23 protein-coding genes are annotated in these 23,364 nt (G+C 70.3%); 12 read left to right on the top strand and 11 right to left on the bottom strand.

What is annotated here, in order from left to right; translation table 11 throughout:
- Positions 1-145: 145 nt before the first annotated feature.
- Positions 146-1,561, top strand: a complete 1,416-nt coding sequence (gene rox, locus AB0H62_RS24890; protein ID WP_220246759.1) for a rifampin monooxygenase — start codon at positions 146-148, stop codon at positions 1,559-1,561.
- A 55-nt stretch (positions 1,562-1,616) separates the two neighbouring features.
- Here the strand turns inward: rox and AB0H62_RS24885 are convergent, their stop codons facing one another.
- Positions 1,617-2,336 (bottom strand): hypothetical protein, encoded by a 720-nt coding sequence (locus AB0H62_RS24885; RefSeq protein WP_220246758.1) that lies wholly within the window; start codon positions 2,334-2,336, stop codon positions 1,617-1,619.
- A 287-nt stretch (positions 2,337-2,623) separates the two neighbouring features.
- Between AB0H62_RS24885 and AB0H62_RS24880 the strand changes: the two genes are divergently transcribed.
- The 3 genes from AB0H62_RS24880 (at position 2,624) to AB0H62_RS24870 (ending at position 5,020) form a co-directional block, all read left to right on the top strand.
- Positions 2,624-3,007: a nuclear transport factor 2 family protein gene (locus AB0H62_RS24880; protein ID WP_220246757.1), complete on the top strand. Its 384-nt coding sequence runs from the start codon at positions 2,624-2,626 to the stop codon at positions 3,005-3,007.
- A gap of 269 nt (positions 3,008-3,276) precedes the next feature.
- Complete coding sequence (locus AB0H62_RS24875; RefSeq protein WP_220246756.1) at positions 3,277-4,140, top strand: LysR family transcriptional regulator; 864 nt, start codon at positions 3,277-3,279, stop codon at positions 4,138-4,140.
- A gap of 298 nt (positions 4,141-4,438) precedes the next feature.
- On the top strand, positions 4,439-5,020 hold the full coding sequence (locus AB0H62_RS24870; protein WP_220246755.1) for a dihydrofolate reductase family protein: 582 nt from the start codon (positions 4,439-4,441) through the stop codon (positions 5,018-5,020).
- A 26-nt stretch (positions 5,021-5,046) separates the two neighbouring features.
- Here AB0H62_RS24870 and AB0H62_RS24865 read toward each other — a convergent pair whose 3' ends face one another.
- Both AB0H62_RS24865 and AB0H62_RS24860 read right to left on the bottom strand, forming a co-directional pair.
- Positions 5,047-6,195 carry a M48 family metalloprotease gene (locus tag AB0H62_RS24865; protein ID WP_220246754.1) on the bottom strand — a complete coding sequence of 383 codons (1,149 nt, stop codon included), beginning with the start codon at positions 6,193-6,195 and terminating at the stop codon, positions 5,047-5,049.
- Positions 6,196-6,432: 237 nt separating this feature from the next.
- Positions 6,433-7,227, bottom strand: coding sequence for an IclR family transcriptional regulator C-terminal domain-containing protein (locus AB0H62_RS24860; protein WP_220246753.1), 795 nt, complete (start codon positions 7,225-7,227; stop codon positions 6,433-6,435).
- Positions 7,228-7,325: 98 nt separating this feature from the next.
- On the opposite strand from AB0H62_RS24860, the gene AB0H62_RS24855 reads away from it, so the two are divergent.
- Genes AB0H62_RS24855 through AB0H62_RS24845 form a run of 3 tightly spaced genes read left to right on the top strand, consistent with a single transcriptional unit; the run spans position 7,326 to position 10,968 of the window.
- On the top strand, positions 7,326-8,648 hold the full coding sequence (locus AB0H62_RS24855; protein WP_220246752.1) for an MFS transporter: 1,323 nt from the start codon (positions 7,326-7,328) through the stop codon (positions 8,646-8,648).
- A 13-nt stretch (positions 8,649-8,661) separates the two neighbouring features.
- Complete coding sequence (locus AB0H62_RS24850; protein WP_220246751.1) at positions 8,662-10,182, top strand: AMP-binding protein; 1,521 nt, start codon at positions 8,662-8,664, stop codon at positions 10,180-10,182.
- A gap of 21 nt (positions 10,183-10,203) precedes the next feature.
- A complete protein-coding gene (locus tag AB0H62_RS24845; RefSeq protein ID WP_360588444.1) occupies positions 10,204-10,968 on the top strand; it encodes a citryl-CoA lyase in 765 nt (254 codons plus the stop codon).
- Between the two features lie 37 nt (positions 10,969-11,005).
- On the opposite strand, the gene AB0H62_RS24840 is transcribed toward AB0H62_RS24845, so the two are convergent.
- Together AB0H62_RS24840 and AB0H62_RS24835 are read right to left on the bottom strand one after the other, a co-directional pair.
- On the bottom strand, positions 11,006-11,956 hold the full coding sequence (locus tag AB0H62_RS24840) for a VOC family protein (RefSeq protein ID WP_220246749.1): 951 nt from the start codon (positions 11,954-11,956) through the stop codon (positions 11,006-11,008).
- Positions 11,937-13,340 (bottom strand): amidase, encoded by a 1,404-nt coding sequence (locus AB0H62_RS24835; protein WP_360588441.1) that lies wholly within the window; start codon positions 13,338-13,340, stop codon positions 11,937-11,939. The genes AB0H62_RS24840 and AB0H62_RS24835 overlap by 20 nt, the downstream gene beginning before the upstream one ends.
- Before the next feature lie 73 nt (positions 13,341-13,413).
- Between AB0H62_RS24835 and AB0H62_RS24830 the strand changes: the two genes are divergently transcribed.
- The gene (locus tag AB0H62_RS24830; protein WP_360588439.1) at positions 13,414-14,355 is read left to right on the top strand and encodes a D-2-hydroxyacid dehydrogenase family protein; all 942 of its coding nucleotides are present in this window, start codon (positions 13,414-13,416) and stop codon (positions 14,353-14,355) included.
- Between the two features lie 2 nt (positions 14,356-14,357).
- Here the strand turns inward: AB0H62_RS24830 and AB0H62_RS24825 are convergent, their stop codons facing one another.
- Positions 14,358-15,239, bottom strand: a complete 882-nt coding sequence (locus AB0H62_RS24825; protein ID WP_360588437.1) for a tryptophan 2,3-dioxygenase family protein — start codon at positions 15,237-15,239, stop codon at positions 14,358-14,360.
- Between the two features lie 67 nt (positions 15,240-15,306).
- Here AB0H62_RS24825 and AB0H62_RS24820 point away from each other — a divergent pair, with 67 nt between their 5' ends.
- Complete coding sequence (locus AB0H62_RS24820) at positions 15,307-16,461, top strand: TetR/AcrR family transcriptional regulator (RefSeq protein ID WP_220246746.1); 1,155 nt, start codon at positions 15,307-15,309, stop codon at positions 16,459-16,461.
- Here the strand turns inward: AB0H62_RS24820 and AB0H62_RS24815 are convergent.
- Both AB0H62_RS24815 and AB0H62_RS24810 read right to left on the bottom strand, forming a co-directional pair.
- Positions 16,422-17,000: a DUF6518 family protein gene (locus AB0H62_RS24815; protein ID WP_360588434.1), complete on the bottom strand. Its 579-nt coding sequence runs from the start codon at positions 16,998-17,000 to the stop codon at positions 16,422-16,424. The two genes, AB0H62_RS24820 and AB0H62_RS24815, sit on opposite strands and share 40 nt — an antisense overlap.
- Positions 17,000-17,365: a glyoxalase gene (locus tag AB0H62_RS24810; RefSeq protein ID WP_220246743.1), complete on the bottom strand. Its 366-nt coding sequence runs from the start codon at positions 17,363-17,365 to the stop codon at positions 17,000-17,002. The genes AB0H62_RS24815 and AB0H62_RS24810 overlap by 1 nt, the downstream gene beginning before the upstream one ends.
- 323 nt (positions 17,366-17,688) lie before the next feature.
- Here AB0H62_RS24810 and AB0H62_RS24805 point away from each other — a divergent pair, with 323 nt between their 5' ends.
- Positions 17,689-18,693 carry a YdcF family protein gene (locus AB0H62_RS24805; protein ID WP_220246741.1) on the top strand — a complete coding sequence of 335 codons (1,005 nt, stop codon included), beginning with the start codon at positions 17,689-17,691 and terminating at the stop codon, positions 18,691-18,693.
- A gap of 61 nt (positions 18,694-18,754) precedes the next feature.
- On the opposite strand, the gene AB0H62_RS24800 is transcribed toward AB0H62_RS24805, so the two are convergent.
- Positions 18,755-19,381: a 3-oxoacid CoA-transferase subunit B gene (locus tag AB0H62_RS24800; protein WP_220246740.1), complete on the bottom strand. Its 627-nt coding sequence runs from the start codon at positions 19,379-19,381 to the stop codon at positions 18,755-18,757.
- The gene (locus AB0H62_RS24795; protein ID WP_360588632.1) at positions 19,378-20,088 is read right to left on the bottom strand and encodes a CoA transferase subunit A; all 711 of its coding nucleotides are present in this window, start codon (positions 20,086-20,088) and stop codon (positions 19,378-19,380) included. The genes AB0H62_RS24800 and AB0H62_RS24795 overlap by 4 nt, the downstream gene beginning before the upstream one ends.
- Before the next feature lie 151 nt (positions 20,089-20,239).
- Between AB0H62_RS24795 and AB0H62_RS24790 the strand changes: the two genes are divergently transcribed.
- Both AB0H62_RS24790 and AB0H62_RS24785 read left to right on the top strand, forming a co-directional pair.
- Positions 20,240-20,998 (top strand): IclR family transcriptional regulator, encoded by a 759-nt coding sequence (locus AB0H62_RS24790; protein ID WP_360588431.1) that lies wholly within the window; start codon positions 20,240-20,242, stop codon positions 20,996-20,998.
- 52 nt (positions 20,999-21,050) lie between these two features.
- Positions 21,051-22,100, top strand: a complete 1,050-nt coding sequence (locus tag AB0H62_RS24785) for a class I SAM-dependent methyltransferase (protein ID WP_360588429.1) — start codon at positions 21,051-21,053, stop codon at positions 22,098-22,100.
- 3 nt (positions 22,101-22,103) lie between these two features.
- Here AB0H62_RS24785 and AB0H62_RS24780 read toward each other — a convergent pair whose 3' ends face one another.
- Positions 22,104-23,243, bottom strand: a complete 1,140-nt coding sequence (locus AB0H62_RS24780) for a hypothetical protein (protein WP_360588427.1) — start codon at positions 23,241-23,243, stop codon at positions 22,104-22,106.
- Positions 23,244-23,364: the final 121 nt, after the last annotated feature.

Genomic DNA, 23,364 nt, shown 5'->3' with positions numbered 1-23,364 from the left:
AGGCAGGAATACTTCTCCTGCCACTTCCAACGTATACCGCACCCCGGGGCTTGCGGCAAGACCCTGGTGACGGCGCACAATCGTCCACCGTGGCCGGAACCCGGGTGTCCGGCCCGGAGTCGAAAGTGAAGCGGGGGAAGTTTTCGTGATCGATGTGCTCATCGCCGGTGGCGGGCCGACCGGCGTGATGCTGGCATCCGAGCTGCGGCTGCAGGGCCTGGACGTGGTCGTGCTGGAGCGCGACGCCGGGCCGAGCAAGATCGTGCGCGGGCTGGGCCTGCACACGCGCAGCCTGGAGGTGCTGGACCAGCGCGGGCTGCTGGAGCGGTTCCTGGAGCTCGGTACGACCTACCCGATCGGGGGATTCGCGGGCATCGCCAAGCCGATCCCGCCGAACCTGGACACCGCCTTCCCGCACACGCTCGGCCTGGCGCAGACCGTCGTCGAGCGGCTGCTGAGGGAGCACGCGCTCGAGGTCGGCACCGACCTGAGGTATGGGTGCGAGGTCGTCGGGCTGAGCCAGGACGACGAAGGCGTGACGGCAGAGCTGGCCGATGGCTCGCAGCTGCGTTCGCGCTACCTCGTCGGCTGCGACGGCGGCCGCAGCACCGTGCGCAAGCTGCTCGGGATCGACTTCTCGGGCCACCCGTCGCGGCGGGAGTGGCTGCTCGGCGAGGTGGAGCTGGTGGCGCCCGCCGACGAGGTGCTCGCCGTGATGACGGAGGTCCGCAAGACCCAGCTCGGATTCGGGGCCGGCCCGCTGGAGACCGGGGGCTACCGGCTCGTCACGCCCGCACTGGAGGTGGCCGAGGACCGCACGCGCCCGCCGACGCTGGAGGAGCTTCGGGACGCCACGCGCGCGACCGCCGGAACCGATTTCGGCATGCACTCGCCGCGCTGGCTGTCGCGCTTCGGCGACGCCACCCGCCTGGCCGAGAGCTACCGGTCCGGCCGCGTGCTGCTGGCCGGCGACGCGGCGCACATCCATCCGCCGATGGGCGGGCAGGGCCTCAACCTCGGCATCCAGGACGCGTTCAACCTCGGCTGGAAGCTCGCGGCCGCGGTACACGGCTGGGCGCCGGACGACCTCCTGGACACCTACGAAACCGAGCGGCACCCGGTGGCCGCGTCCGTGCTCGACAACACGCGCGCGCAGGCCGAGCTGATGTCGCTGGAGCCAGGTCCGCAGGCCGTGCGCCGGCTCGTGTCGGAGCTGATGGACTTCGAAGAAGTGCGGCGGTTCCTGATCGAGAAGGTCACCGCGATCGGCATCCGCTACGACTTCGGCGACGGCCCCGGCCTGCTCGGCCGGCGGCTGCGCAACGTGAACCTGAAGCGCGGCCCGCTCTACGCCCAGATGCACGCCGGGCGCGGGCTGCTGCTCGACCAGACCGGCGCGCTTTCCGTGGCGGGCTGGGCGGATCGCGTGGACCACGTCGTGGACGTCAGCGAGGAGCTGGACGCGCCCGCCGTGCTGCTGCGGCCGGACGGGCACGTGGTGTGGCTCGGTGACGACCAGCAGGAGCTGGCGACCCGGCTTTCGCGGTGGTTCGGCGCCTGATTCCGGGTTCGACGCGGCCGGCGTTCTCTTCGAGCCGCCGGCCGCGTCCGCACGGTCAGGCCTCGCTGCCCCAGCCGCGCTGGAAGCCGTCCGAGGTGAGGCCCTCGCGTTCGCCCGGGGCATGGAAGATCGGCAGGTAGCGCTGCGCTTCGAACTCGCCGAGTTCCTTGAGCGCGGCGACTCCGGGGGACGCGAGCCAGGCATCGAGGTCCGCGGGTGAGTCCCAGTGCGTGAGCAGGAGGTAGCGCACGGGCGCGAGCTCGGGGAACTCCTGCAGCGGCCCGACGAGCTGGAACGGCTGCGCCTCGAACTCGCCGACCACGGTTTCGAACGGCCGCACGCCGAACCCGGGCAGGCTTTCGGTCAGCTCCGACAGCACCTGCGCGGCTTCGGTTTCCGACAGCGGGGTCTGGCGCGCGAGGGCGATCTCGGAGAACACTCGGCCCTGGATCTCCTCGCCTTCCGAGGGAAGGCGCCACTTGCGCAGGTACACCGACTTGAACCACGTCCGGTGCGCCTTGTTCTGCACGGCCGTGTGCGCGCGGTCGTGGTACCAGTCGTCCATCGCCGCCGGCGTCGACCACTTGCCGCAGAAGTACAGCCACGGCGAGTTGGCGATGGGCCCGCCGATCACCGCGCGGAACCCCGGCGACGCCGCCGCCACGGGACCGAACTTGTCCTGCGCTGCCCAGAATTGCTCGTCGACACCGGGATTGAGCGTGAAGCACGCCTCCATCACGGTGAGGGTCTGCGGGATCGTCGTCGAAGAGGTCATGCGTCGTCCCTGTCGGTGTGTGGTGGTTGCCGCTGACTACAGCACGGAAGTCCGTGCCACCTCGGGCTTTCAGTGACGCACACCATATGCCTCACTTGCGACGGTCGTCAACAACAAGCGATACAAGAAGAGCCGACCGGGTGAACTGTCCACAATGGCTGCGAGTTTGAGAACACAACTGTGTGCAGTGATGTTGACCGGAGAGTGCGCCGAGGGCTACCGTCTGATTCCGTCGAACACCCGCGTGTCATGAAAATCGGCTCGTCGCCCCGAACGGAGCTCTCCCCGTGGCCCCCTCGTTTCCCCTGCCCACGTCAGCCGACGGCATCCCCGACGCGTTGCTCGCCCGCTTCAACTCCGGCGACGTCGACGCGATGGAAGACCTCTACGCGCCCGAAGCCGTATTCGTGACCAACCCGGGAACCACGGTGAGCGGTTGGCCGGCGATCCGCGAACAGCTCGCCGTGTTCCTCGAGCGGAAGCTGCCCATGAACTGCGAAGTGCGCCACGCGTTCGTGGCCGGCGAGGTCGCGATGTTCGCGCTCGACTGGCGCCTCGAAGGCTCCGACGTTTCCGGGGTGTCCACCGACATCGTGCGCCGCGGCACCGACGGCCGCTGGCGGTTCGTGATCGACAATCCCTTCGGCACCGCGGCTCGCGAACCCGCGTGAACACTCGCCCGCCCGGTCGGTGCCGGACGGGCGAGCGTCCCGGGAGAGGCGGAAAAGAGGACGAACTGCGGGGGCTTCTCCCCCGGCCTCAGCTTGTGCAGCCAAGCCGCTTGCTGCGCCGGCGCGTTGGGCGGGCTCGCGCCGCCGCCTTCCTGGGCGGGAGCGCCGTCGAAGACCGTTGACGGGGCGGCGAGAGCCCCGAGACTTATTCCTCTGCCGGACGGCTACTTGGTGATCGTTGCTCGGTGATTGAGCACTAGGATCGCTGAATGGAGCTGAGGCAGGTCGAGCACTTCCTCGCGGTGGTGCGGTGCGGGAGTTTCACCGCTGCCGCGCAGGAGGTGCACGTGGTGCAGTCGGCGCTGAGCGCGTCGATCCGCAAGCTCGAGGGCGAGCTGGGCACGCCGCTGTTCGAGCGGACCACGCGGCGGGTCGCGCTGACCGAGGCCGGGCGCGCGCTCGTGCCGGCGGCGCACCGGATCGTCGCCGACGTGGTGGCCGCGCGCGGCGAGGTGGCGGCCGTCGCGGGGCTCGCGAGCGGGCGCGTGTCGATCGGGACCATCCAGACGCTGACGGTCGTGGACCTGCCGGCCAAGCTCGGCGTGTTCCGCACGCGGTACCCGGGCGTGCGCATCCACGTGCGCGAGGGTTTGGTGCCCGATCTGGCGGCGGCGGTCGCCAGCGGTGAGCTGGACCTGTCGTTCCTCGCGGGCGAGGAACCGTTGACCGACGAGCTGAGCAGTTTCGCGCAGTGGAGCCAGCACCTGGTGCTGCTGTGCCACCCGGGCCACCGCCTGGGCCGGCGCCGCCGCGTCCGCCTCGCGGAGCTCGACGACGAACCATTCCTGGACTTCAGCGGCAGCGGGATCCAGGCCATGGTCGCGCGCCGCTTCGCCGACGCGGGGCTGCGGCAGAACCGCGTCTGCGAGGCCACGCACATGCCGCTGCTGGTGGAGCTCATCGCCGCCGGGCTGGGCGTCAGCATCGTGCCGGAGCCGGTGGCCGAGCGGTCCGGCCTGCCGTTCGCGCGGATCGAGCAACCCACGTTCAGCCGCGCGATCCACCTGGCGGGCCGGGGTCCGGCTCCGGCGAACCCGGCCGCGCGGGCCCTTCTGGCGCACCTGCTCTCCTGACCTTGGGCCTCGCGAACAGCAGCCCACACCCCACGAGCGCGAGCGCCATGGCCACCGTCGTGTAGCCCACGAGCGCCGCGACCGCCGCCAACGCCAGCGCGCGCACGCCGAAGCGCCGCAAAAGGCGGACGAGGTCCGTGGTCTCGGTGTCCATGCCGTCGAGTATTCGCCTGGCCGGGTCAGCGAGTCCAACGCAGAATTTTGCTGGTATTCAGCTGTGTGGGAGCTGAATCAGGACGCGTGTCGATTTCGGGGAACGCCGTTCGACGTACCCGTGACCGATGCGAGGAGGAAACACATGGCGCACGACACGAACGGTCCCATCAGGCTCTACATGTCGATGTCACTCGACGGGTTCATCACCGGGCCCGACGATCGGGCCGGGCAGGAGCTCGGGAAGGGCGGCGGGAGGCTGTTCAACTGGCTCGACGACCGCCACGGAGACGGCCCCAGTGGCCGGATCTTCCGCGAGGCCATGGCGACCGGCGCGGTGATCTCGGGGCGGCGGACGTTCGAGCTGGCCGGGCGGTGGCAGGGCGACCACCACGACGGCGTGGCGATCAACGTCCTGACGCACCACGTCGATCCGGACGACCGGCCGCCCGGCAGCGCGCGGTTCTTCACCGACGTCGGCGAGTGCGTTGCCGAGGCGCGAGCCGCCGCGGGTGGGCGCGCGGTGCTGGTGCACGGCGCGGGTGCGGCGCAGGCGTTGCTGCGCGCGGGTTTGCTGGACGAGCTGGAGATCCACCTCGTGCCGGTGTTGCTGGGCGGTGGGCGACGGCTGTTCGACGACACGCGCGTCGAGCTGCGGCAGGTCCGGCAGTTGACCGATCGGGACGTCACGCACCTGCGTTATGCCGTGGCGGGCCGCCCCCGCTGACGGAGGCGGCCCGCTGGGTCAGGAAATCAGCTGTGCGCCGCGGCCAGCTGGGACTGGTCGGTGGCCGGCGGGACGAGCTTCGGGTATTCCTTCTGGAACTTGGTGATCATCGTCGCGGAGGGGACGATCTTGTTCGGGTTGCCCTGGCCGGTGGCCTGCTTCTCGCCCCACGCGCCGGCGGCCTTGCGCTGATCGGGGGTGCCGTGGCTGTGCTGGCAGTCGCCGATGGAAGCGTTGAGGTAGGTCACTTCCTGCTGGGTGCGGGCGTCCCACGCCTCGCCCTTGGCGTGCGCGACGAAGTAGCCGCCGTACGCGTCGGGACCCATCTCGCCGGACTCGTTGCGCGGGAAGTTGTCGTGGGCGAAGTCGACCTGGTGGCCGTATTCGTGGCCCAGCACGGCTTCCACCGCGACGTCGTCGAAGCCGAGCAGGTTGGTGGTGTCGAGGATGCCGTCACCGAGCATCACGCGCTTGCCGCCGAAGCTGTCGGCGGGCGCGGAGAACGCGTTGAGCGTGAGCAGCGGGTTGCGGCCGCCCTGCAGCACCGGGAGCTCGAAGAGCACCTTGTTGGCGAGCGCGGCCGCGTCCTTCACGCGGGCCGGCGCGAGGCCGAGGCCGAAGGTCTGCGCCATCTTCGCCGGGCTGCCGAGGTCGGTGCCCTTCCAGGCGACGAGCTGCACGTTCCAGCTCTCGATGTCCCAGAACCCGCGCAGCTTCGAGATGGCCGAGGTGGCGCGCGACGTGTACTGCCCGTCGGTGCCGAACACCTGCGGCTGCTTGTCGGTGGCGACGCCCTGCGCGTAGAGCTGGCCGAGCGCGGAAAGCGCGTCGAAGGCCTGCCCCTCGACCGGCGTGAGCTGCGAGGCGAGCTGGTTCGCATACGTGAGCAGCGCGCCCTCGGTGCAGTCCGCGGCCGGCTTCTGCTTCGCGTTGCCCTGCTTCTGGCCGATGTGGTCGATCGGCGAGTCGATCAACGCGTCGACGCCGGCCCGCGCGCTCGCGGGAATGCCGTTGTACAGGTCCACGACGTTCTGGTACAGCTGCGTCACGTCCTGCTCGACCGTCGACGGCGCCGGCTCGGCCGCGAACGCCGGCACGGCCGTGGCCACCGTGAGCGCGCACAGCGTGCCCGCCGCGGCCAGAGTTCTGCTGAGCGTGCGTGGAAGTTTTGGCACAGGTGTTCCCCTCCTGAGAAAAGACCCGGGATCAAGATCGACAAGCAAGATCACCTTAGGACGGACTCAGGCCCCGAAACGGGCGTCACTCGAAGACCCCCGAGATGGCCTACACCATTCGGCGGGTTCGCGTAGCCGAAAGTACTAGGTCTGGACCGGTCGTCAACAACGACCGACGAAAGTTCTGAGCCAGGCAGGGGAAAACAGCGGTTCGGACACAACCTTTTCGCGCCAGGCTCACTGCATTTCGAATGAGTGCAGCAACGCCGGAAAACGCTCGAATGCTTCCCCCAGCCGCGAAGCGAGCTCTTTCAGCAAAGGCAGCCGCGTGGCCACGAACTCGTCCACTGGCAGGTAGCCCGACACCGTCGAGCAACTGACGCCCGCGACCACCGTGCCGCCGAACACCGGGCAGCCCAGAGCGGTGATGCCGACGTCGAGCTCGTCGACGACCACCGCGTAGCCGTCCTGGCGGGCTTGCGCCAGCGAACCACGCAGCGACTCGGCAGAGGTGATCGTGGAGGCCGTCCGGGGGGCGAGCGTGGCGGCGGCGAAAAAGGCATCGACCACAGCCGGACGCTCGTGCGCCAGGATCGCGCGACCGGAAGCGCTGACGTAAGCCGGCACCCGAGCCCCGGGCGTAATCGCGAAGCGCATCAACCGGTCTGTCTGCACGTGGCAGACGTGGAGGATGTCCGTGCCCGCCAGAGCCGTCAAAGAAACGCTGTCGCCGGTTTCGTCGCGGACGCGTTGAAGCAGCGGCTGCGCCAGGCTGCTCAGGTTCATCGCGCGCGTGTAGCCCGCAGAGAGTTCCAGCACGCGCGGAGTGAGGACGAACCGCTTGTCGACCTGCGCGAGGTAGCCGAGCTCCACGAGGGTGAGCAGGAAGCGGCGCGCGGCGGCCGGGCTGAGGCCCGTGGCGGCGGCGACCTGGCTCAGGGACATTTCGGGCTGATCGGGCCCGAACGCCCGCAATACGGTCAATCCCCTGGCCAGCGAGGTGACGAACTGTTCCTTGTCCGCGCTTGACATCGTCGCGCTGCCCTTCCTAATCTCCGTTTGCCGCCTAGCGGAAAAATATTCGCTAGGCGAAACTTTAGCACTGCTCCGGCTCAACGAGGAGGCTCGGCGTGCGAACCAATGAACAATCGGCACACCTGACCAGACGGGCGACCATCGCCGCGACCTTCGGCACCGTGGTCGAGTGGTACGACTTCTTCCTCTACGGCACGGCTTCCGCGTTGATCTTCCCGAGCCTGTTCTTCCCGTCCGCCAGCTCGCTCAACGGTTCGCTGCTGTCGTTCGCCACCTTCGCCACCGGGTTCGTCGCCCGGCCACTCGGCGGGGCGATCTTCGGGCACGTCGGCGACCGCATCGGGCGCAAGAACGCGCTGGTCATCACGCTGCTGGCCATGGGCCTGGCAACGCTGGCCGTCGGCCTGCTGCCCACGTACGGGCAGATCGGCGCGCTGGCCCCGATCCTGCTGGTGGTGCTGCGGATCGTGCAGGGCATCGGCACCGGCGGCGAGTGGGGCGGCGCCGCGCTGCTGACCAAGGAGAACGGCAGCAGCCGGCCCGGGTTCTGGGGCGGGTTCCTGTCCAGCGCGGTGTTCGTGGGGCTGATCTTCGCGTCGGTCGTCTACGTCGTGATCGGCGCGCTGGTGAACAACGAACAGCTGCTGTCGTGGGCCTGGCGCATCCCGTTCCTGCTCAGCGTCATCCTCGTCGGCGTGGGCCTGTGGGTGCGCAAGGGCCTGCCGGAGACGCGTGAGTTCGCCCGCATCAAGCAGGCCGGCGAGCAGGAGCGCGCGCCGCTGGTCAAAGCGTTCAAGCAGCCACGCAACATGCTCGCGATCTTCCTCATGCGGGTCGGCCAGAACGCCACGTTCAACATCGTCTCCGTCTTCATCCTCACCTACGCGACCAAGCAACTCGGCCTCGGCAAATCACAGATCCTGTGGGCGACGGTCATTGGCGCCGCCGTCGCGTGCGTGCTCTGCCCGGTCTACGGCCACCTCGGCGATCGCTTCGGCTTCGGCCGCGTGATGATCGTCAGCCTGCTCTTCCAGGCTGTGTTCGCGTTCCCGTTCTTCCTGCTCGTGGACAGCAAGGGCGTCGCGCCGGTGATCATCGCCGTCACGGTCGGGATCGCCGGTGCCGGAGCGGCGACCGACGCCATCCAGGCCGGCTACTTCGCCGGGCTGTTCAGCACGCGCAGCCGCTACAGCGCCATCTCCGTCGGCCGCGAAGGCGGCACCGTGGTGGGCGGTGGCCTCGCGCCGCTGATCGCCACGGCGTTGCTGGGCTGGCTCCACGGCAGCCCCTGGGCGATCGCCGGCTGGATGACGCTGACGAGCTTGATCGGCATCGGCGGAGTGCTGCTGGTGCGCCCGCACCACGCGGCCGAAGACGTCGTCACCGAGTCCGGCCGCGCCGGTTCGGCCCTGATCTGAACGGAAACCGCGTATGACAACGGGAAACCTTGTGCTCGACGCCGCCGGCAGCACGGTGGGCACGCTCTTCGAAGACCGCGCCCGGACGCACCCCGGCCGCGTCGCGCTGCGGTCCGGCGAGCGGCAGGTGACCTACGGGGAGCTGGCCGAGCGCAGCCGCCGGATCGCCGCGCTGCTGGCGAGCCGGGGCGTGCGGCGCGGCGACCGGGTGGCACTGGTTTCGGAGAACCGCACCGAGTACCTGGAGATCACGCTCGCCGTGGCGCTGCTGGGCGCGATCGTCGCGTGCCCCGGCCTGCGGGCGGGCGCGGACGAACTCGTGGCCTGCCTCGACCTCGTCGAACCCACGGTGCTGGTGACGTCGCCGCGAGCCGACGAGAAGTTCGCCGCACCACTGGGTTCCCGGCCGCGGCTGCTGCTCGGCGAGGCCTTCGAAGCGGAGCTCGCGGCGACGACCCCGTGGGCCGGACCGTCTGCCGCGCGGCCGGAAGACGTCCTGATCATCATCTACACCAGCGGCACCACCGGCGTGCCGAAGGGCGCGGCCATCAGCCACCGCGCCGAGATCGCGCGCAGCTCCGCGACGCGTGCGGAGTACCGGCTCGCGGGTGACGACGCGTTCGTCGCCTGGTCGCCGCTGAGCCACATGGGCGCGTTCGACAACTCGGTGAGCACGCTCATCAGCGGCGGCAAGGTCGTGGTCGTCGACGGTTTCGACGCGGCCGAGCTCGCCCACGTCGTGGCCACCGAACGGCTCGGGTGGCTACTGCTCATGCCCGGCACTGTCCGGCGCTTCGCGGACGTCTTGCGGGACAAGCAGATCACGCCCGCCGGGGTGCGCCTGTGCGGGGTGATGCCGGACCTCATCGGGCCGGACGAGATCGCCGAGATCACCGCGCGGCTCGACGCGCCGTTCGCGAACACCTTCGGCACCACCGAAACCGGGTGCCCGCCGTGTTCGGGCGATGCCCTTGCCGTCGGTGTCGAGCCGCGGTCACTGTCCAAAGTGCAGAGCGGCTACTGCGAAATCCGGCTCGTCGACCCGGACGACCAAGACGTCGCCGACGGCGAACCCGGTGAGATCTGCATGCGCGGGCCCACCGTGTTCAGCGGCTACTGGAACGACCCGGCCACCACCGCGCACGACTTCCGCGGCGGCTGGTTCCACCTCGGCGACGTCTTCGTGCGCAACCCCGACGGCACGCTCGATTTCGTCGACCGCGCGAAGTACCTGATCAAGAGCGGCGGCGAGAACATCTACCCCGCCGAGATCGAGCGCGCCCTGCTGCGCCACCCCGAAGTGCTCGAAGCCGTTGTCGTCCGCCGCGCCGACCCGACGTGGGGTGAGGTGCCGGTCGCGTTCGTGGCGCGCGCCGCCGAGGCGGCCGTGTCCGCCGAAGACCTGATCGAGTTGTGCGGCGAGCGGCTGGCGAAGTACAAACGGCCACGCGAGATCCGGTTCGTGGCGCCGGAGACGTTGCCGCGCAACGCGTCCGGGAAGGTCGTCCGCGGCGAGCTCGAGAAGCAAGCCTGAGCGTCGAAGGAAGGAACACGCATGTTGGGTGATTCACCGGAGTTCCGCTCCGACATCAGCTGGAGCACGTCGAAGAGCATCACGGTGTTCGGCCACGACCTGGTCGACGATCTCGTGGGCAAGGTCGACCTGGGCGACATGGGGTTCCTGGAGCTGACGGGCCGCCTGCCGACGCCGGGTGAGTCCACCGTGTTCAACGCGCTCACCGTCAGCCTGGTCGAACACGGCATGACCCCGAGCGCGATCGCTTCGCGGCTGACGCACTACGGCGCGCCGGATTCCTTGCAGAGCGCCGTCGCGGCCGGGCTGCTCGGACTCGGGACGACGTTCGTCGGGTCCATCGAAGGGGCAGCGCGGTACGTTCAGGAAGCGGACCTCGAAGGCGACCTCGCCGCGGAGGCGGGCGTGATCGTCGAACGGTTCGTCGCCGCGAAGACGCTCATCCCCGGCATCGGCCACCCCATCCACAAGCCGCTCGACCCGCGGGCGGAACGGCTGTTCACGCTGCTCGACGAGGCCGGCCTCACCGGGCCGGAGGTCGCGTTGATCCGGGAGGTCGCGCGCCAGGCGGGAATCGCGCTGGGCAAGGAGCTCCCGGTCAACGTCACCGGCGCGATCGGCGCCATCGCGTCGCGGCTGGGCATCGACTGGCGGGCCGCGCGCGGCATCGGCGTGATGGCGCGGGCCGTCGGCCTCGTCGGCCACGTGCTGGAGGAGATCCGCAGGCCGACCGCGCCCGCCATCTGGCGTGAGGTCGACGAGGCCGCGACCCGCCACCACGAGTGAGCGCCACGGGGCCGGGCTCGGGCCCGGCCCCACGCGCTCAGCTGTCGATCGGTTCCAGCCGACCGAGGATCTCGTCGCGGCGGGACTCGAACTGCTCCGGCAGCTGGAAGCGCTTACCGAGCTCCTGCGGTGACTCGTCGCAGTCCCAGCCGCCCTCGTTGTGCGTCACGGCGAGCTCGAACAGCGCGCCACCCGGCGACCGGACGTAAATCGACTTGAAGTACTTGCGGTCCCGCAGTTCCGACAGGTCCGTGTAGCCGGCGCCCTCGATCTCGAACTTCAGCTCGTCCTGGTTCTTGAGGTTGTCGGCGTTCCACGCGAAGTGGTGGATGGTGCCGGCGCCGTAGATCCACGTGCCGGGACCGTCGGTGCGGTTGACCACGAGCTCGACCGCGCCGCCGAGCCCGGATCGGCCCGCCTCCAGCGCGAACCGGTCGCCCTCGGCCAGGCCTTCCCGCGCGCCGAGGTGGTTGGCGGCGAACTCGACGGCGGTGTCCGGGCCGGTCACGTGCACACCGACGCCGTAAATGCCGTGGATGGCGTACTCCTGCGGCACTCCCCCTCCGGTGAAGCCGCGCCGCGGGTCGTCGTCGACCTCCACGAGTTGGTACTCGATGCCGCACGGGTGGCGGAACAGCACGCGGCGGCGGTCGAACACGGTCGCGTCGTGCACGTCGGCCGCGCGGTCCTTGAGCCGGTCGGCCCAGAAGTTCAGCGAACCCGACGGGACAGCGAGCAGCACCTCGCGCGCCTGGTTGGTGCCGCGACGGCCGTTGATCCCGGCCTGCCCGAAGGGGAACGTGGTGAGCACGGCGCTCGGGTCGCCGTCGGCGTTGCTGTAGTAGAGGTGGTAGATCGGGATCTTGCCGTCGAACAGCACGGTCCGCTTGATCAGGCGGAGGCCGAGGACGTTCACGTGGAAGTCGACGTCCTCCTGCGCGCCGGCCACCGACATCGTGATGTGGTGGCTACCGTTGAGGTACGACATTCAGGCTCTCCTTTTCTGTGGTGTTCACGTTTTCCGGCCACCGGTGCTGCACAGGCCCGGTCAGCCGTTGCACGAGCTCGCCGGTGTCCAGCAGCAGTTCTTCGCGCCACGGCGCGGCGGTGAGCTGGATGCCGATGGGTAGTCCGGCGGGATCGAACCCGCCGCGGACGACGAGGGCGGGTAGTCCGGCGAGGCTTTGCGCGGCGATTCCCGGGAGGATGATGGCGCGGAAGTCGGGCGGGATGGCGTCGATCGGTGGCGGCGCGATGGGGACGGCGGGCGAGAGGACCACGTCGACGCGGGTGAACAGCTCGGCCCAGGTGGCGCGCACGTATGCACGGCCCTCTTGGGCGTCGAGGTAGTCGGCGGGGTCGGCCGCGTCGGCCAGTTCGAGCCTCGCGCGGACGTCGGCGCCGTACTCGTCGGCGCGGTCCGGCCAGAGGCCCTCCCGCAGGTGGCCGCGGCGGCCTTCGGCCAGGATCGTCGTGCCCAGCAACGGGTTCGCGGCGGGGAGCGCACCGGCGTCAAGCTCGACGACGGGCAATCCGGCGTTCGCCAGCAGGTCCGCGATGGTGGTGCACACCTGCGCGGCCTCGGTGGTGGGGTCGGCCGGCAGCAGTCCAACGCGCACCGTCGTGGTGTTCGGTGGCGATGCCGGGCCGATGACCGTCCACAACAGACGGAGGTCCTCGACCGTCCGCGCCATCGGGCCCACGACGTCGGCCGAAGGTGCCAGCGGCCGGACGCCGGTGACCGGGACCGCGCCGAACGTCGGCCGAAGACCTGTCAGCCCGCAGAACGCCGACGGCAGCCGGACCGACCCCGCGGTGTCCGTGCCGAGCGCGAGCGGCGCGTACCCGGCCGCGAGCGCCGCCGCCGAGCCGCCGCTCGAACCACCCGGCGTGCGCGAGGGGTCCCACGGGTTGCGGGTCGGGCCAAAGTGCGGGTTGTCGGTGGTGAGGCCCCACGCGAACTCGTGCGTGGCCGTCTTGCCCAGCACGATCGCCCCGGCGCGGCGAATGGCCGCCACCACCTCGGCGTCGGCGGTGGGCACGTGGTCGGCGAACATCGCTGATCCGTATGTGGTGCGCAGGCCTTCGGTGTCGATCAGGTCCTTGACGAGCACGGGGACGCCTTCGAGCGGCCGCGCGGTGCCGTCGGACCACCGCAGTTCGGCGCCTGCGGCATGGCGTGCCGCGGCCTCGAAGTTCGCCGTGGTCAAGGCGTTCAGGCTCGGTTCCCACTCCGCCGCGCGGCGAGCGAGTGTTTCGACCACCTCCACGGGGGACAGGTGACCGGCACGGAAGGCGGCCAGCAGGGCGGTCGCGGACGAGGGCGGAGGAAGTGCTCCGCCCGGTGTGAGGGGACTCATCCCGTCGGGCATGTACTGCACCGTACAGTCGATCTAGGCTCAGCGCTACGCCCTCTGCGCGCCGCACCCGATGAAGGAGAGCCCGATGAAGATCGCGATCCTCGACGACTACCAGCAGGTCGCGCTGACCTTCGCCGACTGGGACTCCCTCGGCGCAGAAGTGCGGGTCTTCACCCGGCCGTTCACCGGACCGGACGAGGTGGTGGCCGGCCTGGCCGGCTTCGACGTCGTGGTCGCGATGCGCGAGCGGACCCGGTTCCCCGCCGAGGTGCTCGACCGCCTGCCGGACCTGAAACTGCTGGTCAGCACCGGTCTGCGCAACGCCGCCATCGATCTCGCGGCGGCAGAGCGCAACGGCGTGGCCGTGTCCGGCACCGGCTACGACGGGCGTTCGACGGTGGAGCTGACCTGGGCGTTGATCCTCGCCGCCGCGCGCAACCTCCCCGCCGAGTTCCGCTCGACGCGCGAGGGCGGCTGGCAGGTCGGCGTCGGCACGACGCTGCAGGGCAAGACGCTCGGCGTACTCGGGCTCGGCGACGTCGGGTCGGCCGTCGCACGCATCGGCCAGGCGTTCGGCATGAAGATCCTCGCCTGGAGCCGCAGCCTCACGCCGGAGCGCGCCACGGCTCACGGCGCCACGGCCGTGACCAGGGAAGAGCTGCTCGAACGGGCTGACGTCCTGTCGATCCACGTGGTGCTCTCGCGGCAGACGCGCGGCCTCATCGGCGCCGGCGAACTGGCGCGGATGAAGCCGTCCGCGCTGCTGGTGAACACCTCGCGCGGCCCGATCGTCGACGAGGCTGCACTGCTCGACGCGTTGCGCCGCAAGGTGATCGCGGCCGCCGCGCTCGACGTGTTCGACCTCGAGCCGCTGCCCGCCGACCACCCGCTGCGCGGCCTCGACAACGCGATCCTCACGCCGCACATCGGATACGTCGCGAAGGAGCTGTATACGACGTTCTACCGCGACGCCGCGGAGGACATCGCCGCGTTCCAGGCCGGTGAGCCGATCCGGTTGATGGGCTGAGGTCATCCGACGGCCGCCCGGGCCGTCCAGAACTCCGGGAACGGCAGCTCGTCCAGCGTCGGCGACAACCACGTCACGCCGGGTTCGCCGTGGTACGCGGCGCGGTCGCCGAACGTCCGGCGCACGGACATGAGGTGCCGGTACTTCCAGTTCGTGAACTGCTCGGCGACGTCCGCCAGGGCCTCACCCAGCGCGAACAGGTCGCCGCGAGGTTTCTCGTAGACCTCGCGCCAGACCTCGACGACGGCCGCGTCGGGGACATACGGCTCGGCGAAGTCGCGCTGCTCATCCGGCACGGGATGGCCGCGGCGGGCGAGGTAAGCCAGCACGTCGTCGTACAGGCTGGGCTCACTGAGCGCGGCCCGCAGCTGGTGTTGACGGGTGGGCGTGGCGTCGAACGGTGTGAGGTCGTCGCGCGTCTTGAGGCCCAGCAGGAAGACCAGCCGGCGGTACATCCACGACTGCAGGGCGCTGTCCTTGCCGTGGCGTTCGGCGAGGCCGCGCAGCACGGGCAGGAGGTCGGCCGGCGTCAGCCAGGCGAGCGAGTCCCACATCCCGCTCAACGCGCGCAGGTGAGCGGCGGCGCGGCGGAGGGTGGCCAGCGTGCGGGTGAGGTCGTCGGCGCGCAGCTCGACCTGGGCGGTGCGCAGCTCGTGGACGACGAGACCGAAGTACAGCTCCATGACCTGCGCGTTCACCAGGAACGCGGGCTCGGCCGGACTGTCGCTGACCAGGTCCTGGAGGGTGTGCAGCTCCTCGTTGCGGACGTAGGCGGCGTACGGCGTGCGCTCGCCGGGCGCGTCCGGGCCCAGCTCGTTGAGCATCGCGTGTTTCCGTCCGACAGCGCCCATGACCAGCTCCTCGTCCCGGATTTCGCGGATCACCTGCGTATAGTGAATACGGAACCTAGCCGGGACCGGCGGGTATAGTCAAGGATTTGGACTAACAGCGATGTCTCAGGTAGTGCGGTCGCGCAACTACGACCTCGGCAAGCGCGCCGACGACGTGCTGGTTACCCGCACGCGCATCGCCGAGGCCGCGATGCAGCTGCACGGCAGCCTGGGCCCGGCCCGCACCACGATCTCCGCCGTCGCCGAGCTCGCCGGCGTCCGGCGAAACACGCTGTACCGCCACTTCCCCACCGAGGACGAGCTCTTCGCAGCGTGCTCCGAGCACTTCTGGTCGCTGCATCCGCTGCCCGACCCCGCACGGTGGCGCCAGGTCGATGAACCGCAGTGCCGGTTCGAGGAAGCCCTCAGCGCCGTGTACGCGTACTACGGCGAAACAGCCGACATGCTCGCGAACCTGACCCGCGACGCCGGGTTCATGCCGGTCGTCGAGCGCTCACTGGAGGAGTACCGGGCGCTGCTCGAGGACATCGCGCACATCGCGGGTGAAGACCAGCCGGCTCGTGCGACGGCTCGGCACGCGCTGGACTTCAGCACCTGGCGCTCACTGGTGCCGCGCGGCGGGCTGAGCGACGACGTCGCGGTGGAGCTGATGTCCGCGCTCGCGTTCGGCACCGCCGGACGCCGGGGCGTCGTGGCCGAACCGGCGCCGCAGCAGGGCAAGCGCGACGCCGTGGTGCGCGCGGCCTTCGCGGCGTTCGCCGAGCACGGGTTCCGCGTGAGCCTCGACGAGATCGCCGAGCGCGCCGGCGTGTCGAAAGTGACCATCTACAGCCATTTCACGAGCAAGGAAGCCCTGTTCCGCACGGTGATCACCGAGCAGCTCGACGAGGCAGTCGCGGCGGCGCGCAAGCTGTCGTCGGGCGAGTTCGATCTGCGCGCGCTGTGCGAAGCGTGCGTCGACGTGCTGACGTCACCCGCGATGGTCAACCTGCACTCCGTGCTGGAGGCGGAGGCAAAGCGGTTCCCCGACGACACCGCGGCGTGGCTCGGTCGCGTGCCGGCGGAGCTGCGGCGGGTGCTCGAAACCGCGGTGCGCGCGTTGCCGGGCATCCGGATTCCCGACCCGGCCGCGGCGGTGAGCCAGCTGTACGCGCTGTGCGTGCAGCCCGGTTCGCCAGACGTGATCGAGTCCGGGGTGGCGATGTTCCTGAAGTTCTACGAACCGCCGCCGAACACCAAGCCCAGCAAGGCGTAACCGCCGGCGCCGAGGGCCACGAGCGGCAGGGTGGCCGCGGCGGGCCGCCACGAGTGTCGGCTGAGGACGGCGAGCAGCACCGCGGCCACGACCAGCATCGTCACGCCCGCGCCGGGCGAGCCGAGGACCACGAGCCGGTACAGCCCGTCCACCGCGAAGAGCGCGACCAGCAGCGCGAGGCCGACGGCGCCGGGCCGGCTGTCCGGCCGGTGCCGCCACCACGCCGCGCCGAGGCCGAAGACGATCCCCGCGAGCACCGCACCGACCGCCCACACGGCGGCGGTGACCAGTGCACCGGCGGAGTAGAGGCCGTTCACGGCTTGGGCCACGCCGTACCAGACCACGAGCGCCAGCAGCAGCGAACCCACCGCCGCCGCGGCGACCCGCCACGACGGCCGCCCGCCGGCGCAGCCGACGAGGAAGGCGAGCGCGGACCAGGTCGCGATCGAGTTGGTCGTCCAGCCGAACGGCGTCAGCTGTGTCAGGTAAGTGCCGGCGCCCAGCACCACGCCACCGGCCAACGCGAAGATTTTCTGCATCAGCCTTCCAGGAACTCGAGACGGTTGCCCACCGCGTCGAACGTGTGGAACCGGCGCCGTCCGGGGATCTCCGCCGGATCCGCCCACACCACCCGGTGCCCGGCGGCCGCCACCGCCTCCGCCGTGGCGTCCACGTCGACCACGAACGCCGGGTGCGCCTTTCCCGCGGGCCGGAAGTCTTGTTCGACGCCGACGTGCAGCTCCCCGTCCGGCCCGCCGACCCCGGGCACGCGGAACCAGCACCCGCCGCGCCGGGCGAGCAGCGGCGGTTTCGGCAGCTCGGGCCACCCGAGCACCCCGGTGTAGAAGGCGCGCTGCGCGTCCTCCGCCCCGGCCGGGCAGGCCACTTGCACGTGGTGGATCACGGCATCGAGGCTACCCGGCAGCGAAGGCGACGACCATCGGCTTCAGGCCGGGCGTCGCCATGACCACCACGGCCTACGTTGATGCCCAGAACGGCGCGGGCGGCTACGACAGCGGCAATTTCTCCCACTACGCCAGCGACTACGTCTCCGCGCCGGGCTCGTTGTGTCATGTTCGGCGGCTACATCTACAGCCGTGCGAACAGCGGTGGCACCTACGCCTACGTCCACAGCGACTGGGGCTGGTGCGGCTGACCCGCCCGGTTCACTCGAACGGGAAGCCACTCGGGCCGCCTGCCCGGCCATGATCGCCTTATCTTCGGAGCGTGGCCTACCTGCTCACGTCGATCCCGTTCTTCGCCGGCTTCGCGATCAGCTTCCGCTTCGAGCGGCGGCGGCTGCTGAACGGCGTGTTGTTACTGGCCGGACTGTTGTTCCTCGCGATCGGCGTGATCTTCGCGCTGCTGGACATCCCCGCGGTACACGACGTGGTCGACGGCAGCGTGCTGGCGATCGCGTTCTTCCTCGTGGTCGCGGTGCTGCTGCCGGCGTTCCTGGTGCTCAACGGACTGCAGATGGTGCGCCGCGAGGGGCGGCGGCTGGGGAACCTGCTGTCGCTGCTCGCGGGGCTGGCGATGTTCGCCTTCGCGCCCGCGTTGCTGGTGCTGGGGAAGAACGCGGTGCCGCGCGCGGTGGAGGTGGTGATCATCAGTGTGTCCATTGTGCTCGGTTACCTCAGCCTCGCGTTCGCCGCGTTCGTGCTGTGTTCGGTGGGGTACGGGCTGCTGCGGCCGCCGAAGGGCGCGGACTTCATCGTGGTGCACGGGTCGCGGCTGATCCGCGGTGCGGTGCCGCCGCTGCTGGCCAGCCGGCTCGACCGGGGGCGGGCGTTGTACGACGCGGGAGTCGCGCGAGGAGCGGCGCCCACGCTCGTCACGTCCGGCGGTCAAGGTGCCGACGAGACGCAGCCGGAAGCCGAGGCGATGGCCGATTACCTGGTGGCGCAAGGCATTCCGCGCGAGGAGATCGTGCTGGAGGACCGTTCCACGACCACGCGCGAGAACCTGATCTACAGCCGCGAGCTCATGACCGAACGCAAACCCGGCTACCACTGCCTGCTCATCACCAACAACTTCCACGCCTTCCGCACCGCGATGCTGGCGCGACGCCTCAAGGTCAACGGCCAGGTCGTCGGCTCCCACACCGCCTGGTACTACGTGCCGAGCGCCACGATCCGCGAGTTCATCGGCATCCTGCGCGACTACCGGATCCTCAACGGCGTGGTGATCGTGCTCCTCGCGGGGGCATACCCGGTGTCGCTGGCCTTCTGAGCCGCTGGGACACCGGGTCGGCGCCGGGGAATCGGCCGCGATGAATCTGCCGAAGACACTCTCACACCACCGGGGCACCGGTCCGCGCCCGAACACCGGCCGCGTCCTCCCCTGGCGCCACTTCCACCAGCCGCAGGCCGTCCGGGGTGATGTCGAGGACGGCGAGGTCGGTGATGATGCGGTCGACCACGCCGGTACCGGTCAGTGGAAGCGTGCAGCGCGACACCAGCTTCGGCTCGCCGTCCTTCGTGACGTGATCGGTCAGCACGACCACGCGTTTCGTGCCGGCGACCAGGTCCATCGCGCCGCCCATGCCCTTGACCAGCGTGCCGGGGACGCTCCAGTTGGCGAGGTCCCCGTTGGCGGCGACCTGCAACGCACCCAGCAACGCCAGGTCGATGTGGCCGCCACGGATCATGGCGAACGACGTGGCCGAGTCGAAGAAGCTCGCGCCGGGGGCCACGGTGACGGTCTGCTTGCCGGCGTTGATGAGGTCGGCGTCCTCCTCGCCCTCGACCGGGAACGGGCCCAGGCCGAGGATGCCGTTTTCGCTCTGCAGCGTGACGTGGACGCCGTCGGGCACGTGGTTCGCGACCAGCGTCGGGATGCCGATGCCGAGGTTCACGTAGTCGCCGTCGCGTAGTTCGCGGGCGGCGATGGCGGCCATTTCGTCGCGGGTCCAGCTCATGCGCGGGCCACCTCCTTCGGGCGGACGGTGCGTTTCTCGATGGCCTTTTCCCGTTGCCTCGCAAGGACGAGCCGCTGGACGAACACGCCCGGCGTCATCACGCTTTCCGGGTCGACGAAGTCGTCCAGCAGGATCTCCGCTTCGGTGAGGCAGACCCGTCCGCAGGAAGCGACGAGCGGGTTGAAGTTGCGTGCCGCCAAGCGGTATGTGAGGTTGCCGGCGCGGTCGGCCGTGTGGGCGTGGACCAGCGACACGTCGGCGACGATGCCGCGTTCGAGCACGTAGGTCCGGCCGTCGAAGTCCGCGTGGGGCTTGCCGTCGGCCACCGGGGTGCCGACGCCCGTCGGCGTGTAGAACGCGGGAATGCCGGAGCCGCCGGCACGCAGGCGTTCGGCGAGGGTGCCCTGCGGGACGAGCTCCACGTCGAGCTCGCCGTCGAGGAACTGGCGGGCGAAAAGCTTGTTCTCACCGACGTAGGAAGCGACCACTTTGGACACTTGATGGTTCTCGAGCAGGATCCCGAGGCCCTGGCCGTCGACGCCCATGTTGTTGGACACCACGGTCAGGTCGCGCGCACCGGAGTCGCGCACGGCCTCGATGAGGTCCGTCGGGTTGCCGCTCAGGCCGAACCCGCCCACGGCGAGGGTCGCGCCGTCGGTGAGCACGCCGGCGAGTGCTTCGGCGGCGCTGGGGTAGATCGTCGGCAAGGTGTTCCTTCCGTCCACTGAATGATCGGACGGCGTCACTCAAGAGCATGGGTTTGCGCCTGGTCAACGACGTCGCCTGGGCCTCTCACTCGATGGTCGCCGGTCGAGAGCGGCGTTCACTCAGTGAACGCGTGAACGTATGCTGCAGAGCATGAGCAACGCCCCGGACCACCTCGTCGGCCGCGCGGCCGCGGTGCTGCGCGCGCTTTCTCACGGCCAGGGCTCCACGACCACCGAAGTCGCGCGCGCCGCCGGTCTGGCCCGCCCGACCGCGCACCGACTGCTTACCGCGCTGGGCGACGAGGGGTTCGTGGACCGTGACCAGCGCACCGGGCAGTGGCACCTGGGCCCGGAGCTGTACCTGCTCGGCGAGGTCGCCGCCCAGCGCTACGACGTGACCGAGCACGCGCGCGCGAGCGTCCACCGCCTGGCCGAGGCCACGGGCGAGAGCGCGTTCTTCTCCGCCCGCCGGGGCGACGAAACCGTGTGTCTCCTCCGCGAGGACGGCAGCTTCCCGATCCGCTCCTTCGTCCTGTACGAGGGCGCGCGCTTTCCCCTCGGCGTCGTCTCGGCGGGACTCGTCGTGCTGTCCTTCCTGCCCGACCGCGACATCGACGAGTACTTCGGCCGCGTCGACCTGACGCAGAAGTGGGGCGCGGCGCACAGCGCGGACGAGCTCCGCGCCCGCATCGCGCGCACCCGCGAGACGGGCTATTCGCTCAACCCGGGCCTCGTCGTCGAGGGCAGCTGGGGGTTGGCGGCCGCGGTGTTCGGCCGCTCGGGCGCGCCCGCGTGGGCGCTTTCGCTGACGGGCGTGCAGTTCCGCTTCCCGCCGGAGCGGCTCACCGAGCTGGGCGCGCTGCTGCTGCGTGAAGCCCATGCGCTGACCCGGAAACTGTCCTCGGCGTAGGCTCGCCACGAGACTTTCGTCCACAGTGGACCACGGCAAGAGGAGCGCAGCAGTGACCGAGACACCGGCCTTCGCCGAGCGCATGAAAACGATGCTCAACGAGGCGTGCCTCGCCCTGCAGGTGAGCGTCGGGCACCAGACCGGCCTGTTCGACGTGCTGGCCGGCCTGGCCCCGTCGACGAGCGAGCAGATCGCCGGGGCCGCCGCCCTGAACGAGCGTTATGTCCGGGAATGGCTCGCCGCGATGACAGTCAGCGGCATCGTCTCCTACGACCCTGAGACTCGTCGCTACACGCTGCCGGCCGAGCACGCCGCGTCGCTCACCCGCGCCGCGGGCCTGGGCAACCAGGCCTCGATGCTGCAGTACCTCGCGATGATGGGCGAGGTCGAGCAGCAGGTGGTGGCCGCGTTCAAGGACGGCGGCGGCGTGCCGTACTCGGCGTACCCGCGGTTCCAGAAGCTGCAGGGCGAAGAGTCCGCGCGCACCTTCGACGCCGAGCTGCTCACCACCGTCCTGCCGCTCGCGCCCGGCCTGGCAGAGCGGCTGACCCGCGGGATCGCGGTGCTCGACGTCGGCACCGGCCAGGGCCACGCCGTCAACCTACTGGCACGCGCGTTCCCCGCCAGCACCTTCACCGGCGTGGACGTCTCCGAAGCCGGCATCGCCGCCGCGCGGGAAGAAGCACGGGACTGGGGGCTGACGAACGCTTCGTTCGCCGTCTCCGACGCCACCCGTCTCGAAGGCGAGTACGACCTCGTCACCACCTTCGACGTGATCCACGACTCCGCGGCGCCCGACGACGTCCTCGCGGCCATCCACCGCGTGCTGCGCCCCGGCGGCACCTACCTCATGCAGGACACCGCGTGCTCGACGCGGCTCGAGGACAACATCGCGCACCCGCTCGCGCCCGCGTTGTACACGTTCTCCGTCTTCTACTGCATGAGCGTCTCCCTCGCCCAAGGCGGCGTCGGCCTCGGCACGATGTGGGGCGAGCAGGACGCGCTGGCGCGCCTCGCGAAGGCGGGCTTCACCGACGTGACCACCGGCAAGCGTCCCGACGACGTGATGGACCTCTACTACGTCGCGCGCAAACCCGCCTAGCTCTCAGTTCTTGCGCGCGAGCGGCCAGCGGCGGCCGATCGCGACGTGCAGGATCACCGACACGCCGATGGCGTTGAGGGTGACGTGGCCGACCCAGCCGATCGGCGTGCCGCGGTTCCAGTGCAGTTCTTCGGCCAGCGCCAGCAGGGCCACGTGCAGCACCGCGGCGAGGGCCAGCGTCAGGAGCAGGGACACGGTTCGTTCGAGCCATGCGGGCCAGCGCGCCGGCAGGGCGTCTTCGAAGAGCATGCCGACCACGAGCCCCGCGGCCACGAAGTCGCCGGCGAGCGCGGACAACGTCGGGACGGGCAACCATCGCAGCACCACGTAGGTGAGGATGCCGGCGCCAATCGTCGCGACGTTCGCGCAGACGAACCGCACCCACTGCTTGCGCACGTAGTGGAACGGCCAGCCGCGCCACATCACGAACAGCAGCACCTGCCACACGCCGATGAACGTGAGCACCGCGCCGAACACGCCGGGATCGAGCAGCCCCTGGCCGCCGCCCTTGAACGGGGTTCCGCCGAGCAGCAACACGTACAGCAGGATCGAGATCGCCCACGACAGCACCACCGCGCAGATCCCGCCCGGGATGGGCTTGAGCCACAGACGCAGCGGCCAGTGTTCGCTCACCAGCGTCAGTTCGAGCATCACCACGAACGCCGCGCCCGCGAGCGGCATCGTCACGGGGAACGTGCTCAGCTCGAGGTTCTCCGGCGTCGGGTCGAAGATCGCGGCGAACGACAGGTGGCCCACCACGGCCTCGCCGAAGAGCGTGAGCCCGATCCCGGCGACCACGATGAGCGCCGTGTCCGCCCACCCGGCCCAATCCGGCCCGAGCCGCGTGCCCGGCCAGTCCTCCCACCAGAACGCGATCATCGACACCACCGGCAGCGCGAACGTCACGATCGGCGCGAGCACCAGCAACGACGACTCCGCACCCCCGGCCCCGATGGCGATCAGCACCGCGACGACGACCACCGGCAGGAGGCCCGCCACGCCGAGCCCGGGCTGCCGCGCCCAGCGCGAGGTGCCGGGCCCGGTCGGGTCGGTTCGGCAGTGCCGTTCGCGACGGGTGATCGTAGGGTGGGGTGTCGGTTCCGTGGTCGCTGTTTGGTCGGCGCCTTCCGCTCTGCCGCTCACCGTGAGCCGTACCCTCCGTCGGTCACGAGCCCGCACGCCTGTCGCCTTGGCTGCAGTTCCATGCTCGTCCTCCGCGGTACCGCGCTTGTCCTCGACGTTCCAGTCCCAAGAACGCCGCACC

The sequence above is a fragment of the Amycolatopsis sp. NPDC050768 genome (assembly GCF_040654155.1).
GTDB lineage: Bacteria > Actinomycetota > Actinomycetes > Mycobacteriales > Pseudonocardiaceae > Amycolatopsis.
The sequence above is the reverse complement of the archived record's forward strand: the minus strand, read 5'-3'. Positions and strand labels throughout refer to the sequence as shown.

What these genes read in the sequence shown, in the direction of transcription:
- AB0H62_RS24800 (WP_220246740.1), bottom strand. Translation starts at nt 19,381, where the DNA reads ATGAGCTGGACCCGCGACGAAATGGCCGCCATCGCCGCCCGCGAACTA.
- AB0H62_RS24870 (WP_220246755.1), top strand. Translation starts at nt 4,439, where the DNA reads ATGGCGCACGACACGAACGGTCCCATCAGGCTCTACATGTCGATGTCA.
- AB0H62_RS24835 (WP_360588441.1), bottom strand. Translation starts at nt 13,340, where the DNA reads ATGCCCGACGGGATGAGTCCCCTCACACCGGGCGGAGCACTTCCTCCG.
- AB0H62_RS24845 (WP_360588444.1), top strand. Translation starts at nt 10,204, where the DNA reads ATGTTGGGTGATTCACCGGAGTTCCGCTCCGACATCAGCTGGAGCACG.
- AB0H62_RS24815 (WP_360588434.1), bottom strand. Translation starts at nt 17,000, where the DNA reads ATGCAGAAAATCTTCGCGTTGGCCGGTGGCGTGGTGCTGGGCGCCGGC.
- AB0H62_RS24860 (WP_220246753.1), bottom strand. Translation starts at nt 7,227, where the DNA reads ATGTCAAGCGCGGACAAGGAACAGTTCGTCACCTCGCTGGCCAGGGGA.
- AB0H62_RS24830 (WP_360588439.1), top strand. Translation starts at nt 13,414, where the DNA reads ATGAAGATCGCGATCCTCGACGACTACCAGCAGGTCGCGCTGACCTTC.
- AB0H62_RS24790 (WP_360588431.1), top strand. Translation starts at nt 20,240, where the DNA reads ATGAGCAACGCCCCGGACCACCTCGTCGGCCGCGCGGCCGCGGTGCTG.
- AB0H62_RS24850 (WP_220246751.1), top strand. Translation starts at nt 8,662, where the DNA reads ATGACAACGGGAAACCTTGTGCTCGACGCCGCCGGCAGCACGGTGGGC.
- AB0H62_RS24875 (WP_220246756.1), top strand. Translation starts at nt 3,277, where the DNA reads ATGGAGCTGAGGCAGGTCGAGCACTTCCTCGCGGTGGTGCGGTGCGGG.
- AB0H62_RS24840 (WP_220246749.1), bottom strand. Translation starts at nt 11,956, where the DNA reads ATGTCGTACCTCAACGGTAGCCACCACATCACGATGTCGGTGGCCGGC.
- AB0H62_RS24820 (WP_220246746.1), top strand. Translation starts at nt 15,307, where the DNA reads ATGTCTCAGGTAGTGCGGTCGCGCAACTACGACCTCGGCAAGCGCGCC.
- AB0H62_RS24885 (WP_220246758.1), bottom strand. Translation starts at nt 2,336, where the DNA reads ATGACCTCTTCGACGACGATCCCGCAGACCCTCACCGTGATGGAGGCG.